Raw genomic sequence first — 17,479 nt, 5'->3', positions numbered from 1 at the left:
GTTTCGCCCGCCCTCCATGGCGTATGCTGGAGTACGGCGGCGCTGCACCGGCATGCCCGCGTAGCGCCGCCAGCGACGCACGAGGAGGATGCATGAACATGAGAACGATGCTTGCCGCCGCAGGTGCGGCACTGTTGGCCGGCTGCGCGGCGCAAGGGCCCACGCCGGCCAGGGCAATCGATGACGGCCTGGCGGACAGCAGCTGGCGCCTCAAGGAAATCCAGTCGATGAGCGACGAGCAGGGCACCACGCGGCCAGAGCCGGATCGAAGCTACACCCTGCGTTTCGGGGCGGACGGCCGCGCCGCCTTCCAGCTCGATTGCAATCGCGGCATGGCGAGTTACACGGCCACGCCATCCGAGCCTGGCCGCGGCGGCCTCGCTTTCGGCAATCTCGGCATGACGCGCGCGATGTGCCCGCCCGGATCGCTCGATACGCGCATCGCGCGCGACATGGCCTGGGTCCGGTCCTACAGGGTGCAAGGAGGGCAAATGTCGATGAGCCTGATGGCGGACGGCGGCATCTATATCTGGACCCGCGAACAGGCGCCCCCCCGCTGAGCCTCAGCGCAGCACTGCCTCGTCCAGGCGCGGCTTGCTCTTCTTCTGCGCGTACATCGCCACGTCGGCCGCGGCGATGGCGGCTTCGACGTCGCCGTCGACGTCCAGGCGCGACAGGCCGGCGGAAAAGCGGATCGGCGGAGTGGCCCCATCCTCGACGCCCAGTTCGGCGCGTGCAGCAGCGATGCGCGCCATCATGTCCTCGGGCCGCGCACCCGGCGCCACCACGATGAACTCATCGCCCGCATAGCGCACCAGCGTGTCGCCGGGGCGGAAGTGCGCACGCAGCACCCGGGCGAAGCGCTGCAGGCATTCGTCGCCAATCCCATGTCCCAGGCGGTCGTTGATGAGCTTGAAGTCGTTCAGGTCGAAGAACAGGATCGATGCGCCCTGCCCGCGCGCCGCCTCCAGCGCCGGCATGAGGCTGCGCCGGTTGGCCAGGCCTGTCAGCATGTCGCTTTCGGCCAGCTCGCGCATCCTCTCCTTGGCGGCGCTGATCTCGCCGTTGCTGCGCGCCAGTTCGGCCGCGATGATGCGGTACATGGTAAGCACGCAGCCGAGCACGATCATCCACTCGGCGGCGCCGTCGAAGGACGAGTGGGCCGCCAGATAGGGGCCGACGAACGTGGCCGGCAGCCACTCAATCGCGACCAGTTGCGACTGGTAGGCCAGCGCTTCCACCACGGCGAAACCGGCGCGCACCGCGAAGCCGGCCGCCAGCCAGCTCCAGCCGGGCGGGCGCAAGCGCAGGATGACGGCAACCGCGCACCACAGGATGCAGGCCGAGGCGGCGGCATTGAGCACGCCCAGCTCGTTGATCGAGCGGTAGACGGCGGCCACGAACACGCCGTAGCCCAGGCAGCCCAGCAGCACCAGTGCGGTATGCCGGCGCCGCACGATGCGGCCGGCGAAGGCCAGCACGCCGATCACCAGCAGGCAGGCGAAGGCCATCTTGAGGCCGACGTAGAAGGTGGCGATCAGCTTGCGCTGCCAGAGATGCTCGGGGCGGAAGAACCAGTAGCAGACCGTGATCGAGAGCGCCAGGAAGTTGGCGGACCAGGCCAGCACGTGCGGACGAAGTTCGGGACGTCCGACCGAGCGGTACAGGACCATCAGGAACACCATGATCATGGCGTCCGAGACCAGTTGGGCGAGCGTACTCCAGCGGTAAAGCAAAAGTTCCACGGTATCCGATGCGGCCGGCGGGCCTGTCGAGCCCGACGTTACTTGCCGAAAAGAAAACCCACAGTCTACTTGAAGACTTTACTGAAGGGCAACGTATTTACGTCGCCCGAGCCTTACTGGACCGGGCCGCGCAGCGCCACGATCAGTTGGCGCGGCTCGAAAGGCGCCGTCACATAGTCGTCCGCGCCGCTGGCCAGGCCGCTGGCGACGTCGGCGCGGCTGATGTAGGCGGCCGAGGTCTGCACCACCCGCACGTCGCGGGTGGCCGGATCGCGCTTCATGCGGCGGCACACTTCGCGGCCGTCGATGTCGGGGAGCTTGACGTCGAGGAGCACCAGTTGGGGGCACAGGCGCGAACACATGTCGAGGGCCTCGATGCCGCTGCTGGCCTCGATGACGCGAAAACCCGCATTGCGCAGCAGGCGCGTCTTGGCGTACCTGGCGGCCTCGTAGTCGTCGACATTCAGTACCGTCATTTCGGCCGCCATGGCTCCTCCTCCTCGGAAAAGCCATTGTACGCTTGATATCGCCCTTGCATAGACCCTGCGTTCAATATTCGACTGCGACGCCCTTCGCCCCCAGCGTCAGCTCGAGCGCGTGCTTGAGATGGTCCGAAGGCGCCACCCGCCAGTCGTCGCCGAGCTGCATCACGCACTCGATTCCCTGCGGCTTGATGCGCAGGCTGACCGGCAGCCCGTCCTGCACCCGGTAGGGCTGGAGCACCTCGGCCACCTTGGCCGGGTTGACGCCGCAGTCCAGGTCCATCTCCAGCTTGTGGCCGTACTGGATGCGCGAGGTGGCGATGTCGAACACCTTCTCGGCCGTGATGCGCAGGCCGCCGTTGAAGCGGTCTTCCGACACCTTGCCCACCACCAGCAGGAACTCGTCTTCCTTGAAAATGTTCTTGTTGGCCTCGAACAGCTCGCTGTAGATGGTCACCTCGACCACGCCGGTCTTGTCGTCCAGCGCCACGATCAGGATCTTGCCGCGCTGGGTCATCTGGGTGCGCACGCCGGTGATCACGCCGCACAGCATGCGCGGGTCGCGCGACGGCTCCAGGTCCTTGAGCTTGGTCTTGGCGAAGCGCCGTACCTCTTGCGCGTAGGAGTCGAACATGTGGCCCGACAGGTAGTACCCGAGCGCGATCTTCTCTTCGGCCAGCTTCTGGCGGTCGGTCCAGGGCGTGGCCTTGACGTAGTCCGGCGGGGCGACCAGGTCGGAATCGTCGCCGCCGAACAGGCTGACCTGGTTGGCCGAGGCCGCGGCCTGGTCGGCCACTTCGATGGCGAAGGGCACCGACGCGAGCAGCACCGCGCGGTCGACGCCGAAGCAGTCCATCGCGCCGGCGCGGATCAGGGATTCGATGGTGCGGCGGTTGATCTGCTTGCGGTCGACCCGCTTGCAGAAGTCGAACAGGTCCTTGAACTTGCCGCCCGATTCGCGCGCCGCGATGATGGCCTCGATCGCGCCCTGGCCCGCGCCCTTGACCCCGCCCAGGCCGTAGCGGATGTTCGAGACCTGCTTGCCGGTGACGGATGGCGGCGGGCCCTCCGGGGTGAAGCGGAACTGCGATTCGTTCACGTCCGGCGGCAGGATGGTCAGCTTGCAGACGTCGATCGAGTCCTCGACCAGGATCTTGATCTTGTCGGTGTCTTCCATGGCCAGCGACATGTTGGCTGCCATGAACGCGGCGGTGTGGTGAACCTTGAGATAGGCCGTGTGGTAGGACAGCAGCGCGTACGCGGCCGCGTGCGACTTGTTGAAGCCGTAGCCCGCGAACTTCTCCATCAGGTCGAAGATCTCGTCGGCCTTCTCCTGCGACAGGCCGTCCTTGGCCGCGCCGGCGCGGAAGATCTCGCGGTGCTGGGCCATCTCCTCGGGCTTCTTCTTGCCCATCGCGCGGCGCAGCATGTCCGCGCCGCCGAGCGAGTAGCCGCCGACGATCTGCGCCATCTGCATCACCTGCTCCTGGTAGACCATGATGCCGTAGGTCTCGGACAGGATGGACTCGGTGCGCGGGTCGGGGTAGTCGAACTTCTCGCCGTGCTTGCGCTTGCAGAAGTCGGGAATCAGGTCCATCGGGCCCGGACGGTAGAGCGCCACCAGCGCGATGATGTCCTCGAAACGGTCGGGACGCGCGTCCTTCAGCATGCCCTGCATGCCGCGCGATTCGAGCTGGAAGATCGCGACCGTCTTGGCTTCGGACAGCAGCTTGTACGAGGGCCGGTCGTTGAGCGGCAGCTTGGCCAGGTCGAAGTCGGCCATGGCCGGATCGAGGGCCTTGATGTAGTTGACCGCGCGGTCGAGGATGGTCAGGGTGGTCAGGCCCAGGAAGTCGAACTTGACCAGGCCGACCGCTTCCACGTCGTCCTTGTCGTACTGCGACACCACGCCCGAGTCGCCGGACTGGGTGTACAGGGGGCAGAAGTCGGTCAGCTTGCCGGGGGCGATCAGCACGCCGCCGGCGTGCATGCCGATGTTGCGGGTGATGCCTTCGACCTGCTGCGCCAGGTCGAGCAGCTGCTTGACCTCCTCCTCGTTCTCGAGGCGCTCCTTGAGCAGCGGTTCCTCTTCGATCGCCTCGGCGATCGAGACCTGCTTGCCGGGCTTGAACGGAATCAGCTTGGAGACGCCGTCGCAGAAGTTGTAGCCGAAATCGAGCACGCGGCCGACGTCGCGGATCGCGCCTTTCGCGGCCATGGTGCCGAAGGTGGCGATCTGCGAGACCGCGTCGCGGCCGTACAGGTCCTTCACGTGCTGGATCACCAGTTCGCGCTTTTCCTGGCAAAAGTCGATGTCGAAGTCGGGCATCGAGACGCGTTCGGGGTTCAGGAAGCGCTCGAACAGCAGGTTGTAGCGCAGCGGATCGAGGTCGGTGATCTTGAGCGCGTAGGCGACCAGCGAACCGGCGCCCGAGCCGCGGCCCGGGCCGATCGGCACGCCGTTGTTCTTGCCCCACTGGATGAACTCCGCCACGATCAGGAAGTAGCCCGGGAACTTCATCTTGATGATGGTGTCGTTCTCGAACTGCAGGCGTTCCTCGTAGCGCGGGCGTTCCTTTTCGCGCTGCACCGGGTCCGGGTAGAGCTGCTCGAGGCGTTCTTCCAGGCCCTTCTTGGTTTCGGCGACCAGGAATTCGTCGATGGTCATGCCCGGGGTCGGGAAGTTCGGCAGCTGGGGCTTGCCCAGGGTGAGGGTGACGTTGCAGCGCTTGGCGATCTCCACCGAGTTGGCGAGCGCGCCCGGGAGGTCGGCGAACAGCCGCGCCATCTCTTCCTGCGACTTGAAGCACATCTCCTCGTTGAAGCGGCGCACGCGCTTGGCGTTGGCCAGCATTTCGCCTTCGGCGATGCAGACGCGCGCCTCGTGGGCGATGAATTCGTCCTTTTGCAGGAACTGCACCGGATGGGTGGCCACCACCGGCAGGCCGAGCTCGGCCGCCAGGGCCACCGAGTGGCGCACCTGCTGCTCCTGGTTGGGCTGGCCGGCGCGCTGGATCTCGATGTAGAAATGGCCGGGGAAGATGCGCGCCCAGCGCTCGGCGGCGGCGCGCGCCTTGGCCGGGTCGCCGTCCGCGAAAGCCTGACCGATGTCGCCGAAATGGGCGCCGGACAGCACGATCAGGGCGTTCGCCTGGGGCGCGTCCGGCTCCAGGGTCGAGACGCTGGTGGCCAGGGCTTCCAGCCACTCGATGCGGATCTCCGCCCTGCCCTTGTACTGGTTGGTGAGCCAGGCCTTGGACAGCAGGTCGCACAGCTGCAGGTAGCCGGTGCGGTTCTTCGCCAGGATCAGGAGGCGGAAGGGCTTGTCGCGGTTATCCTCGTTGGTGATCCAGGCGTCCACGCCCACGATCGGCTTGATCCCCTTGCCGCGCGCCGCCTTGTAGAAACGGACCAGGCAGAACATGTTGGCCAGGTCGGTGACGGCCAGCGCCGGCTGCCCGTCCTTGGCGGCCTCCTTGACGAGGTCGTCGATGCGGACGAGGCCGTCGACGATCGAGTATTCGGAGTGGACGCGCAGGTGGGTGAAGATCGGGGAAGTCATCCGGACATTTTACATCGGCCGGGGGGATGGCAAGAAGTTGCCGGGGGTATGGTGTTGCTAGTTGGCAAAGACAGCCCTACTCTCCGGCGGCCTTCCGGCCTGGTCTCCGGCGACGCCGGGGACCAGGCCGGGCGAGGCTCAGGCGCGCTTGCGGCGCAGCGTGGCGACGCCGGCCAGGGCCAGGCCGAACAGCGCCAGCGTGCCCGGCTCCGGCACGGCGCGCACGTTCAGGTCGCTCACGCGCATGGTGATCGTGCTGTCGACGCCGTAGCTGCGGAAACCGATCAGGTCGATGGCGCTGACATTCGCCTTGCCGGTGGCGTGGGCATCCGGATTGCTGAGTGAGGCGATCTCGGCGGCGGTCGGGTTCAGCCAGGCGTCGAAGCTGTCGTAGAACTTGGTGCTGCCGGTCTTGTAGAGGTGGCCCATCAGGTGGTATTTCTGGCCCTGCACCAGGTTGCTGTCCTTGATGTAGAAGCCATCGGTGCCGCCCAGGCGCACGAAGACGTCATCCTTGCACGAGCCTTTGGGGCCGCAATTGGCCTTGAAACCGATGTTCGGGCCATCGGAATCCTTCAGCTTGTCGGTCGAGTTGGCCAGCCACAAGCCGAGGAAGTCGTTGTTGTCCACCCGGCCGCTGTACTCGAACCAGAAATCGACCACGATCCCGGTATTCGCGCTCTGGGGCTTGCCCAGTTTGCGGACGCTGGCGTCGTCGGAGCTGGAGGTGAATTTCAGCGTATTGCCGTTTTCGGCCGTGGCCGCGGCATTGTTTTTCCAGCCGGCAGTCCACGGCTGGGTGATGGCGATCGGCGCGGCCTGGGCGGCGCCGGCGGCGAGGGTGAGGGCAAGGAAGGCGGAGCGGATAAGCATGTCGAGAGATCCCGTAACAAAAGTGGAAGATAGGTCCCGATCATGCAAGTTTGATGCCATCAAGACATTACTCTTGCAAAACAATAACTTAAATTTCTCAAGGGAATATTATGTTTGCGCGACGTCAAGTTTTCCGACACAGGGATTGTGAACTTTTCCGGGCCGTCCCAAGGGAAGCTCCGCAATAGCGGGTCCCCACGGCGAATGATGCTGTCAAATTTTCCGACAAGCCTCAGAGCTGCGCCACTGGCGCCGGGCTGCGGGCCGCGCCGTAGTTCCGCCGCATCCGCAGGAATGGCTCCTCGATCACGTTGTAGCTGAGCGTCGCCAGCACCCAGGTGATCGCGTAGCTTGCGCCCACCATGATGACGGCATCCAGCCACGGGATCCCGCTGGGCCGCACCAGGCCCACGCCCTGGGCCAGCAGGTGCAGCAGTCCCATGTGCAGCAGGTAGAACGAGAAGCTGATCTTGCCGCCGTGGTTCATCAGGCGCTCCACCCCGCCCGGCAGGCGAGGACGGAAGGCCACCCAGCCGAGGATGAACAGGGCCCAGCCGCCGCTCTCGATCATCGACCACAGGATCCAGAAGGGCGAGCGCGGCACGCTGAGGAAGCTGGCGACGCGGTGCATCAGGGCCGTGTCGACCACCACCAGCACGCCGGCCGCCAGCACCAGCAAGGGCGCCCAGCGCTGCAGCGCGCCGGCCCGGCGCGCGTAGAACATGGCGGCCATCATGCCGATCAGGAACTGGTCGAAGCGACCGACAAAGGTGCTGAAATACATCAGCGTGCTGTTGGTATTGACCGTATAGGCGGCGGCCTTGAAGAACAGCAGCAGCACCAGCCAGCCGGCCAGGTAGCGCATGCCCCGCTCCATCGCGAAGCGCGCCAGGAAGGGGAACACCATGTAGAACAGGAATTCGAGCGAGATGGTCCAGGCCGCGCCGGTGATCACGCTGCCCGAGGTTGGCGCCAGGCCGAGGTTGGACACGAACAGGTAGAGCAGGTCCTGGGGCTGGAATTTGTCGCGCCCGATCGAGGTGGCGACCAGGAAAACCAAAAGATACAGCGGCACGATGCGCAGGATGCGGTTGCGCAGGAAGTCGCGGTAGACGATCTGCCGCTGGTGCAGCGCGATCTGCATGAACAGGAAGCCGGACAGCGTGAAGAACAGGCCGACCCCGGTATGCCCTTCGATGATCAGCGCCGCCCAGGGAGAACTCAGGCCCCCCGCGCCCAGGCCGCGGTATTCGAGGTGGAAATGGAACAGGAAGACCAGCGTCGCCGCCAACCAGCGCAGCTGGTCGAGCCGGGGGTTGTACTGGATGTTCAGGGAATGCATGGGCGCTCGCGGGCGGTGTCCGAAACCGAGCATTGTAGCGTTAGCGCTGCGCTAACGGACTGTTTTTATAGGGTATTTACATTCAGGGGGCGCGCCTGACTTATAATACCGCCCTGACTTTTCTTTGTTACCGCCATGACTTCCGCAACACAGCACGTCAATATCGCCGCCTACAAGTTCGTCACCCTCGACAATCTCGAAGAACTGCGTCCGCAATACCAGGCGCTGTGCAACGAGCTGGGGCTGAAGGGTACGGTCCTGCTGACGCCGGAGGGCATCAACATGTTCGTCTCCGGTCCGCGTTCGCACATCGACCAGTACCTGGCCTGGGTGCGCAGCGACGCCCGCCTGGCCGACCTGGAGTGGAAGGAAAGCTATTCGGTCGAGCAGTCGCACCGCCGCATGCTGGTGAAGATCAAGAAGGAGATCATCACCATGCGCATGCCGCTGATCAAACCGGAACTCGGCCGTGCGCCGGCGGTCGACGCCAAGACGCTCAAGCGCTGGCTCGACCAGGGCCACGACGACGAGGGCGTGCCCGTGGTGATGATGGAAACCCGCAACGCCTTCGAGGTCGACGTGGGCACCTTCAACAACACCCTCGATTATCGCATCGAGAAGTTCAGCGAGTTTCCGGAAGTGGTGGCCGAGCACAAGGATGAGCTGGCCGGCAAGACGGTCGTGACCTTCTGCACCGGCGGCATCCGCTGCGAAAAGGCCGCGATCCACATGAAGAACATCGGCTACGAGCGCGTGTACCAGCTCGAAGGCGGCATCCTGAAGTACTTCGAGGAAGTCGGCGGCGAGCATTACACCGGCGACTGCTTCGTGTTCGACTACCGCACCGCGCTCAACCCCAAGCTCGAGCCGACCGAAACCAAGCAGTGCTTCGCCTGCCGCGCCGTGGTCACGCCGCGCCAGCAGCTCTCACCGGAGTATGTGCCGGGCGTGTCCTGCCCGCACTGCGTAGGCGGAAAAGAGAAGGCGGCCAACTCGGCCGCCGCATCTCCCGCACTCTGAGTATCCTGTCGCGCGCCGCGCTCGCGGCGCGCATTCCTTGCCGGACCGGCGTCCCGCCTGGTGCGACCTGCACCCTGCTCCGGCGGCTGCGCCGCATCGCCAGTCCTCGCCGCGCCAACTTCACTCCAGCGAGCCCTGACCGGGGAAGATCTCAGGCCATGCCCATGTCGAAGTCGCTGAAACCGCTCGGGGTGCCGACGATCTTGGCGATGGCCTCATCGATCAAACCCGGCTGCGAGTATCGGGCGCCGCTATCCAGGTCCTTGACGTTGGCCACGTAGTCGATGGCGATCTTGTTCGCGACGGAGCCGCTGTAGGCGGCTTTCTCCGCATCGGTATCGATCCGGTTGGTGAAGGCGGTCGAGACCCCGACCTTGCCGTTGTAGGCGATGCGGTCATTGCCCTGGGCGCCGGCGGCGATCTGGGTGACGACGTTATCGATGGTCATGGCGCCGTTGTTCAGTGCATTGGCCCAGAAGTCGACGCCTGCGGCTTCGGCCGGGCGGCCGAACAGGTTGTCGTAGACCTCGGCGACCACGGCGCGGTTGTCCATACCGCCGTAGGTGGCGCGATACTCGGCCGAGGTTGAGAAAGCGGCGGAGATGTTCTGGTAGCCGTTCGGATTGGTTTGAAGCTGGTTCGCCCAGAAGGACAGGCCGGCCGGATCCGCGGGACGGCTGAAATATGCCACGTACAGTTTCTGCACTTCATTGATGTAGTCAGTTGCCATCTTGGCCTCCATATAATTTGTTCAAAAAGTACAGGGTCGAGGAAATCGGCGGCGCTCGACAGTGAGCAGTCCGCAACAAATTTCCTCAATGAAATCAATTACCTATAGGAATTCGATCGTCCCTGAGTACGGCTTCTGACAAGCTAATGGAGACTCATCCGTTACGACTGTTAAGTGCTTCACCGATGAATTGAAATGGCGATGGAAATGGGCAGCGGAGATGAGAAAACGACGAAAATCGCACAGAGAGCTTTGCCGCCAGTCATCTTTTCGATAATCCGAAAGCGGACTCATCGCTACGCGCGCAAGATCGTCGCTTCCGGCAATGCCGGAAACGACTCCTTTCGAAGGCGGGGACCCTGGTTCTAGTAGAGCTGTCGAAACGCTGACAAACCTGGATCACCGCGGAGGCGGAGACAAAGGCCGGGGAAGAGGTAGAAAAGTGGCGCCAGGCGAGGTTCAAGCCTTAGGCGTGGCGACACCCAAAGTCGCGGAAGGCGACTCCGGGTAGTCTGAGATAGCGGCGGAAGAAAGCCGGCTGCGCTGACCGGGCTCCGCTCAGCGGAAGTAGGCGGCCACCTGGCGCACGACGCTTTCGTCCAGCATGCCGGCTGCAGCACGCAGGCGCAGCACGCCGATCAGGTAGCCGTAGCGCGCCTGGGCCAGGTCGCGCTGCGCGGTGAACAGCTGGTCCTGGGCATTGAGCAGGTCGAGGTTGATGCGCACGCCGCCCTTGATGCTCTGTTCGGTCGCCGTCATCAGGAGCTTGGCCGACTCCACCGCCTTGACCAGGGCGTCGATCTTGCGCGAACTGCTTTGCACGATGCTGTGCGCCTTGCGCAGCTCGACCAGCACGTCGTTGGTGCGCACGTCGCGCTCGGCCTGGGCGCGCGCATAGGTCGCGGCGGCCTGGCGGGTCGAGGCGTTGATCGCGCCGCCGGAGTAGATCGGCACGTTCAGTTGCACGCCCAGCTGGCGATTGGTCGACACCGTGCCGAACTGGTTCAGCGATTCGTTGTCGCCCTTGTTATAGGAGGCGATGAAGTCGAGCCGGGGCGCATGGCCGGCCCGGTTGCGCCCGATTTCCAGGCGCGCGTTCTCGACCGCCAGGCGCGAGGCGGCAAGGGTGTTGTTACGCTCCAGCGCCAGCTTTTCCCATTCCTCGAAGGAGCCCGGGCTCAGATCGAGCGGGCGGAAGTTCTCGCCCAGTTGGTCGAGGTTGCCCGGATCCATGCCAATCACGCCCTGCAAGGTGTCGCGCGCGGCAACCAGGTTGTCCTCGGCTTCGATCAGCTGGGCCTCGGCCAGGTCGTAGCGGGCCTGGGTCTCGAGCATGTCGGTGCGGGTGCCCTCGCCTTTCTCGAACAGGCGCTGGTTGACCGCCCTGTGCTCCCTGTACATGTCGCGTTGCACGCGCGAGAGGGCCACCTGGTCCTGGGCGAACAGCACGTCCATGTAGGCGCGCGCCACGCGCAGCGCCACCTCGTCGGTGCCGGCCTCCAGGGCCTCGCCGCTCTGCTGCGCCTGGACCTTGCCCTGGCGGTAGCGGTAATAGGCGTCGAGGTTCAGGATCGGCTGGCGCAGTTGCACCGTGGTCGAGCGGCTGAGATAGCGCGGGTGCGTGGTCTGGGTGACGATGGAGCCCGGAATCGGTCCGGCGCGCTGCGTTTCCTGGTCGGCCACGTTGCGGCTGAACGAATGGCTGGCCGAGACGTTCGGCAGCAACCCGGCGCGGGCCACGATGGCCTGCTCCTTGCTGGCCATGTTTTCCTCGATCCGCATGCGGTAGGTCGGGTCGTTGCGCAGCGCCGCTTCATAGGCCTGTTGCAGCGACAGCGCCTGGGCCGGCAGCGCGAACGCGAGTCCGATGGCGGCGCCGAGCGCCGCGCGCAGGGGAATCCGTGCCCGCATCAGTCTCCTCCCATCGCCGCCTGCACGCGGTCCAAGATCGGACGCAGCAGGTAGTTCATCATGGTGCGCTCGCCGGTCTTGACGAACAGCTCCACCGGCATGCCCGGACGGATGTCGAGCTTGTGCTTGGCCACCTCGCGCGCGCCCGCTTCGGACACCTTCACACGTACCACGTAATAGGGCGTGCCGGTGCGCTCATCGACTGTCCGGTCGGCCGCCACGGTGACCACCTCGCCCGGGATATGCGGCGTCTTGGTCTGGTTGAAGGCCGAGAAGATCAGCTCGACCGGCAGGCCCGCATGCACCTTGTCGACCAGGTTCACCGGCAGCTGCCCTTCGACGATCAGCGGGTCGCCCTTCGGGACGATGTCCATCATGCGAAAGCCCGACGGGATCACGCCGCCGTTGGTGAACACGGCCAGCCCCACCACGGTGCCGCTGGCCGGCGCCTTGACGTCGACGTTCGCCAATTCGAAGCGCTGGGCCACCAGGCGCGCGTGCTGGGCGTCGGCCTCGCGCTGGAACTCGGTCATCTGGGTCCGCACTTCCTTCTGGTATTCCTGCACGCGCTGCGACTTGCGCAGGGTCAGTTCGATGACCTGGCGCTGCGAGCGGCCGATGTTGCCGATGTCTTCCGAGATCGAGCCGTTCAACTGGGCGTAGGTGCGCTCCAGGTCGAGCAGCCGGTTGCGCGCCACATAGCCTTCCTTGGCCAGGTCGCGCATGCCGCCCAGCTGTTCCTTGAGCATGGTGACCTGTTCCTTCTTGCTGTCGCGCGATTCCTGCAGGCCCTGGATCTGCAGCTTGAGGCCGGCGATGCTCTCGTCCGAGGCGGCCAGTTCGCTCTGCAGCGCGTTCTGGCGCGACATCAGCAACTGGTTCTGCTGGGCGATCAGCTCGGCGACACGCGGTTCGCTGCGGCGCTGTTCGAGCTCGGGCGGGAAGACGATGGTCTTTTTGCCGTCGCGCTCGGCGCTCAGGCGCGCCAGGTTGGCCAGGGCCGACAGGTACTGGGCGTCGGTGACCTCGACGTTCGACTTGGCGACGACCGAATTCATGCGCGCCACGACCTGGCCGGCTTCGACGTGGTCGCCGTCGCGCACCAGGATTTCCTGGACCGTGCCGCCGCTCTGGTGCTGCACCGCCTGCCGGTTCGACTGCTTGGCCACGGTGCCGCTCATCGGCACACCCTTGTCGAGCGGCGCCAGCAGCGCCCACAGCATGAAACCACCGAAACCGACCAGCACCACCAGCCAGCCGAGCCGGCTCCACTTGCTGGCATCAGTATCGACCTCGAGTGGCTCGACCGGATGCGCCAGCACCTCGGAGGTCGCGTTGTCCTTCTTCACTAGCTTCATTATTTCCCCTGCTCCGACACCGCGGCCGCGCCGCGTTCCTGCCCTGGGGCCGCGCCGCCGGCCGCCGCGGCGGCCGCCTTCTGCGCGGCCTTCTGGGCCTGCAACTGTTTTTGATTGGCTTCGTTGAGCGCCTCGAGCACCTTGGCGGTCGGCCCGAACATGCCCACCTGGCCATCGCGCATCAGCAGCAGTTTGCTGGTGATGCCGATCGCGCTGGTGCGGTGGGTGATCAGGACGATGGTCTTGCCGCGTTCACGCAGGTCCTTCACCGCCTGCACCAGGGCCGCCTCGCCCGCGTCGTCGAGATTCGAGTTCGGTTCGTCGAGCACCAGCAGCGCAGGGTCGCCATACATGGCGCGCGCCAGGCCCAGGCGTTGCTTCTGGCCGCCGGACAGGCCGGCGCCGCCATCGCCCAGGCGGGTGTCATAGCCGTCCGGCATGTGCAGGATCATGTCGTGCACGCCGGCGCGCTTGGCCGCCAGCACCACCTGCTCGGCATCGACGTCGCCGAAGCGGGCGATGTTCTCGGCAATGGTGCCGGCGAACAGTTCGATGTCCTGCGGCAGGTAGCCCAGGTGGGGGCCGAGCTCGCTCTTGTTCCAGTGGTAGATGTCCGCGCCGTCCAGGCGCACCTTGCCCATCATCGCCGGCCAGACGCCGATCAACAGGCGCGCCAGGGTCGACTTGCCCGAGCCGCTGGGGCCGATGATGCCCAGCACGTCGCCGGGCGCGATGGCGAAGCTGACGTTGCGCACCACCGGGTTCTTGACGTTCGGCGGCGCGGCCGTGACGCCGTCCACGATCAGGGCGCCGCTCGGCTTGGGCAGGGCCATGCCGGCCTCGCGCGCCGGGTTCGCTTCCAGCAGGGTCGTCAGGCGCTCGTAGGCGCTGCGGGTGCTGCTGACGCTCTTCCAGACGCCGATCACCTGCTGCACCGGCTGCATGGCGCGGCCGACCAGAATCGAGGCCGCGATCATCATACCGCCGGACATCTTGCCTTCAATGACGAGCACGGCACCCAGACCCAGCACCAGCGATTGCAGCGAAAGCTGCACGAACTTGGTGGCCGAGGACACGATGCCGGCCTTGTGGCTGGCGTCGGCCTGCAGGTTGAGGAACTTGCTGTGCAGCTTGAACCAGCGGCGCATCAGGTTGGGCAGCATGCCCATCGATTCGATGACTTCGGCGTTGCGCAGGTTGTTGGTGGCGAGGGTATTGGCCTCGATCGCCATCGAGTTGGCTTCGCCCAGCGGCTTGCGGGTGATGCGTTCGTTGGTCACCGCCAGCACCACCAGGATCACGGTGCCGACCAGGGCCAGCACACCCAGGACCGGCTGGAACAGGAAGATCACCAGCAGGTAGATCGGGAACCAGGGCGCGTCGAAGAAGGCGAACAGCGCGCTGCCGGTGAGGAATTGGCGCACGTTGGTGAGGTCGGACAGGGCCTGGCCGGCGTTGGCGCCCGACTGCTTCAGGTTCTGTTCGAAGGCCGCGGTGTAGACGCGCTTGTTCATCTGCATGTCGAAACGGGCGCCGACGCGCACCAGCACGAAGGAGCGGATCAGCTCCAGGCCGGCCAGCAGCAGATAGGCGCCCAGCATCAGGACGGTCAGCATGACGAGGGTGAGTTCGTTGCGGCTGGCCAGGACGCGGTCATAGACCTGCATCATGTACAGCGAGGGCACGAGCGCCAGCAAGTTGGTGATGGCGCTGAAGACTCCGACCGTGATGAAGGTGCGCTTGAAGATCTGAAGCGCCTGTTCGATTTCGTTCTTCGGTTTGAGGAATTTATTTTTCATGTGGATGTGCGGGTGGCGGCAAAGCCAGGGCGTGCCGCGAAACGCCACCGCCCGCCCAATAGACGGACGCGGCTGTGTATTATGACGGAAAACCCGCGAAATTTGTGATGTGCATCACAAATTTTGCACCCAAGCCACAAAAAAAACCCCACAACCGAAGTTGTGGGGTTTCTGACGAGTGGCCGGCAAGCCGGCCACACACTTCACATTAGCCCAGGGTGATGATGCCGTTGTTGAAGGTCAGGTCGTCAGCGTCGACACCGGTCAGGGTGATCTTGATCTCAGCGTCAGCCGAGTTCGAGCCGAATGCGACGGTTTCGATGGTCACGACGGTGTTGCTGCCCGACTGGACAAAGAACACTTCCAGAGCGGCGTTGTCGCCCTTCTTCAGGTCGCCGGTTTCGTTCAGCTTGAAGCCTTCGCCGATGTACAGCACGTCGTCGCCCGAGCGGCCGAAGCTGGTGATGGTCGAGTTCGCGCCGTCCACCACGAAGATGTCAGCAGCCGAGGTGCCGAAGGCGCTAGCGCCCAGCATCTTCGGAGCAGCGTAGTCGTTGGTCTTGAACTCGTCCTGAGCAGCGGTGATTGCGTCGACCAGCGCTTCTTCCTGGTCAGCCAGGGCTTGCGCTTCTTCCAGGGCTTCGATGGCGTCAGCCAGGGCGTCCACGTCTTCCTGAGCTGCTTCGATCGCATCGTTAGCAGCGGTCACAGCGTCAGCCAGATCGGTGTCGTTGGCGCCCAGGAAGGCGGTGATTTCGGCGCGGAAGTCAACAACTGCGTCTTCAGCGGCCACAGCAGCAGCTTCCAGAGCCAGATCGGTCGGAGCAGCGTCAGCAGCGGCGCGAGCGGTCAGGGCTTCGGCGGTCAGGGCGCTCAGCTCGTCCAGGACTTCGTCGTAGGTCGGCGCGTCTTCGTCTTCCGGCTCGGTCTCGTTGAAGGTGAATGCACCAGCCAGGGTGACCGAGTGATCCAGCAGTTCAACTTGCAGCTGAGCGAACTCTGCCGCTTCAGCAGCAGCTGCGGCGTCAGCCTGAGCAGCCAGCAGTGCGTTGGCAGCGGTGATGACAGCGGCCAGACCGCGGTAGTCAGCGGCATCCACGTCGTCAGCCAGGACCAGTTCGCCGTCATCCATCACGGCAACGACGTCGCCGTCAACCACGATTTCGTAGTCGTCGTCACCGAAGGTGCCATTGAACGACTCGACGTTGTAGCCAGCGAAGGTGGTCAGAGCAGCGTTGTGAGCGATGTCGGCGTCGGTTTCTGCTTCTGCGGCTTCTTCCGATGCTTCGGTTGCCGAGGTGAAGGCAGCGATTGCGTCAGCCAGGCCGTCGACTTCTTCCACGGCTTCCTGTGCGTCAGCCAGCTCGTCCTGCGCATCTTCAACGGCGGTTGCGTAGATCTCTTCCTGCTCTGCCAGCAGAGCAGCTTTCACGCCAGCGTTGGTGGTGGTGCCGTACAGCGGGTCAGCGACCAGGGCTTCCACGTCGTCTTCTGCATCTTCCAGGTTCTGAGCGATGTCGTCAGCGTCGACGTCGTCGTCGCCGTCCACGTCGGTGTCGAATTCGTCGTAGAAGTCAGCCAGGGCTTCCTGTGCAGCGCCCAGAGCAGCCAGGCCGCTTTCCAGGGTGAACGGGGTGCCAGCCTTGATCACGGCAGCGACGCTTGCGTCCAGGGTTGCCGGGACGATAGCAGCGGTTGCCTGAGCAGCGGTCTTGATGGTAGCCAGCAGTTCCTTGGCGGCTTCCTGAGCGGCCGGCAGGTTGTAGCCAGCTTTTTCAGCGTCGGTGTTCAGTGCGTTGGTGAACGCGGTAGCGACGGTCACTTTGCTTTCGAAAGCGACTTTGTCGGTGCCCTGCGCGCCCTTGGCGACTTCGGTGACCATGTTCGAAACGGTCATGGTCTTGTCGTTCAGAGCCTTGACCCAGAATGCCAGACCAGCCGAGTCCGGAGCGTGGCCGAACAGGTTTTGGTAGATCTGGGTGACGACACCAGCGGTGGTCACTTGGTTGTATTCGGTGGTGTACTCGTTCGACTTAGCGAATTCGGCCGAGACAACAGCGGTGTTGCCGCCGTTGGCTTCCAGGACGGTTTCCCAGAAGTCCAGGCCTGCCGGGTCTGCAGGACGGTTGAAGTACGCGACGTACAGTTGTTGAATTGCGTTGTGATACGTAGTTGCCATTTAAAGCTCCTGATTAGATCGATTCGATCAATATTTAAGTCGATTTGCAGCGTCACGAAGTGTTCTGCAGCCCCAACGCTCCGCATCATGACAGAAGGAGTTTCGTGAATATGTGACGGTCATCACATGTTCCAAAAATCTTTCTTTCAGACACCCGGATAATTTGGCGGCCCATTATCAGAGAATCATGTTGCGAACGCAAGAGAGGATATGCTAGCCCATTCACATTCACGATTTCCCTCTGAAATGTCGGGATTTTGTAATCGACATTCGCTAGGGCGCGCTTACAAATTGAAACAAATTCGCCCGGAAAATAGCGTTGTACGCATGCCTCGCTCAAGAATAAAGCCGGGATTCACCCGGCCCGCATATCGTGTGCATGCGAGGTTTTTATCTGTATATTATGCATTAATTAGTAAGCCGCCATTCTTCCAAAAGAAAATGCCCCGCTTTTGCGGGGCATTTTTTTGGCGGTCGC

General features: G+C 64.2%; 12 protein-coding genes. 2 read left to right on the top strand and 10 right to left on the bottom strand.

Annotated features, from left to right (window positions below; genetic code table 11):
- The first annotated feature begins 92 nt into the window (after positions 1–92).
- Positions 93–560 (top strand): META domain-containing protein, encoded by a 468-nt coding sequence (locus B0920_RS17585; RefSeq protein WP_179119214.1) that lies wholly within the window; start codon positions 93–95, stop codon positions 558–560.
- Between the two features lie 3 nt (positions 561–563).
- On the opposite strand, the gene B0920_RS17580 is transcribed toward B0920_RS17585, so the two are convergent.
- The 5 genes from B0920_RS17580 to B0920_RS17560 all read right to left on the bottom strand — a co-directional run bounded on the left by B0920_RS17580 (position 564) and on the right by B0920_RS17560 (position 8,004).
- Positions 564–1,745 carry a GGDEF domain-containing protein gene (locus B0920_RS17580; protein WP_143745822.1) on the bottom strand — a complete coding sequence of 394 codons (1,182 nt, stop codon included), beginning with the start codon at positions 1,743–1,745 and terminating at the stop codon, positions 564–566.
- A gap of 113 nt (positions 1,746–1,858) precedes the next feature.
- Entirely contained in the window at positions 1,859–2,221 is a 363-nt protein-coding gene (locus B0920_RS17575) for a two-component system response regulator (RefSeq protein ID WP_179119213.1), read from the bottom strand.
- Positions 2,222–2,294: 73 nt separating this feature from the next.
- Positions 2,295–5,789, bottom strand: coding sequence for a DNA polymerase III subunit alpha (gene dnaE / locus B0920_RS17570; protein WP_078033946.1), 3,495 nt, complete (start codon positions 5,787–5,789; stop codon positions 2,295–2,297).
- 138 nt (positions 5,790–5,927) lie between these two features.
- Positions 5,928–6,662: a PEP-CTERM sorting domain-containing protein gene (locus tag B0920_RS17565; protein ID WP_143745821.1), complete on the bottom strand. Its 735-nt coding sequence runs from the start codon at positions 6,660–6,662 to the stop codon at positions 5,928–5,930.
- 232 nt (positions 6,663–6,894) lie between these two features.
- A complete protein-coding gene (locus tag B0920_RS17560; RefSeq protein ID WP_179119212.1) occupies positions 6,895–8,004 on the bottom strand; it encodes an acyltransferase in 1,110 nt (369 codons plus the stop codon).
- A gap of 135 nt (positions 8,005–8,139) precedes the next feature.
- Here B0920_RS17560 and B0920_RS17555 point away from each other — a divergent pair, with 135 nt between their 5' ends.
- The gene (locus tag B0920_RS17555) at positions 8,140–9,024 is read left to right on the top strand and encodes a sulfurtransferase (RefSeq protein WP_078033943.1); all 885 of its coding nucleotides are present in this window, start codon (positions 8,140–8,142) and stop codon (positions 9,022–9,024) included.
- A gap of 151 nt (positions 9,025–9,175) precedes the next feature.
- Here the strand turns inward: B0920_RS17555 and B0920_RS17550 are convergent, their stop codons facing one another.
- From B0920_RS17550 to B0920_RS17530, 5 genes are all read right to left on the bottom strand, one after another.
- Positions 9,176–9,754, bottom strand: a complete 579-nt coding sequence (locus B0920_RS17550; RefSeq protein ID WP_179119211.1) for a DUF4214 domain-containing protein — start codon at positions 9,752–9,754, stop codon at positions 9,176–9,178.
- A 558-nt stretch (positions 9,755–10,312) separates the two neighbouring features.
- Complete coding sequence (locus B0920_RS17545) at positions 10,313–11,665, bottom strand: TolC family outer membrane protein (RefSeq protein ID WP_078033941.1); 1,353 nt, start codon at positions 11,663–11,665, stop codon at positions 10,313–10,315.
- Complete coding sequence (locus B0920_RS17540) at positions 11,665–13,023, bottom strand: HlyD family type I secretion periplasmic adaptor subunit (protein ID WP_078033940.1); 1,359 nt, start codon at positions 13,021–13,023, stop codon at positions 11,665–11,667. Before B0920_RS17540 ends, B0920_RS17545 begins: the two co-directional genes overlap by 1 nt.
- Complete coding sequence (locus tag B0920_RS17535; protein WP_078033939.1) at positions 13,023–14,822, bottom strand: type I secretion system permease/ATPase; 1,800 nt, start codon at positions 14,820–14,822, stop codon at positions 13,023–13,025. The genes B0920_RS17540 and B0920_RS17535 overlap by 1 nt, the downstream gene beginning before the upstream one ends.
- Positions 14,823–15,030: 208 nt before the next feature.
- Complete coding sequence (locus B0920_RS17530; protein WP_078033938.1) at positions 15,031–17,001, bottom strand: DUF4214 domain-containing protein; 1,971 nt, start codon at positions 16,999–17,001, stop codon at positions 15,031–15,033.
- Positions 17,002–17,479: the final 478 nt, after the last annotated feature.

The sequence above is a fragment of the Massilia sp. KIM genome, assembly GCF_002007115.1.
GTDB lineage: Bacteria > Pseudomonadota > Gammaproteobacteria > Burkholderiales > Burkholderiaceae_D > Telluria.
This window is presented reverse-complemented; position numbering and strand designations above follow the sequence as displayed.

Excerpts from the sequence above, each read along its gene's own strand:
- B0920_RS17555 (WP_078033943.1), top strand. The coding sequence starts at position 8,140 with ATGACTTCCGCAACACAGCACGTCAATATCGCCGCCTACAAGTTCGTC.
- B0920_RS17560 (WP_179119212.1), bottom strand. The coding sequence starts at position 8,004 with ATGCATTCCCTGAACATCCAGTACAACCCCCGGCTCGACCAGCTGCGC.
- dnaE (WP_078033946.1), bottom strand. The coding sequence starts at position 5,789 with ATGACTTCCCCGATCTTCACCCACCTGCGCGTCCACTCCGAATACTCG.
- B0920_RS17575 (WP_179119213.1), bottom strand. The coding sequence starts at position 2,221 with ATGACGGTACTGAATGTCGACGACTACGAGGCCGCCAGGTACGCCAAG.
- B0920_RS17565 (WP_143745821.1), bottom strand. The coding sequence starts at position 6,662 with ATGCTTATCCGCTCCGCCTTCCTTGCCCTCACCCTCGCCGCCGGCGCC.
- B0920_RS17585 (WP_179119214.1), top strand. The coding sequence starts at position 93 with ATGAACATGAGAACGATGCTTGCCGCCGCAGGTGCGGCACTGTTGGCC.
- B0920_RS17535 (WP_078033939.1), bottom strand. The coding sequence starts at position 14,822 with ATGAAAAATAAATTCCTCAAACCGAAGAACGAAATCGAACAGGCGCTT.
- B0920_RS17540 (WP_078033940.1), bottom strand. The coding sequence starts at position 13,023 with ATGAAGCTAGTGAAGAAGGACAACGCGACCTCCGAGGTGCTGGCGCAT.
- B0920_RS17550 (WP_179119211.1), bottom strand. The coding sequence starts at position 9,754 with ATGGCAACTGACTACATCAATGAAGTGCAGAAACTGTACGTGGCATAT.
- B0920_RS17530 (WP_078033938.1), bottom strand. The coding sequence starts at position 17,001 with ATGGCAACTACGTATCACAACGCAATTCAACAACTGTACGTCGCGTAC.
- B0920_RS17545 (WP_078033941.1), bottom strand. The coding sequence starts at position 11,665 with ATGCGGGCACGGATTCCCCTGCGCGCGGCGCTCGGCGCCGCCATCGGA.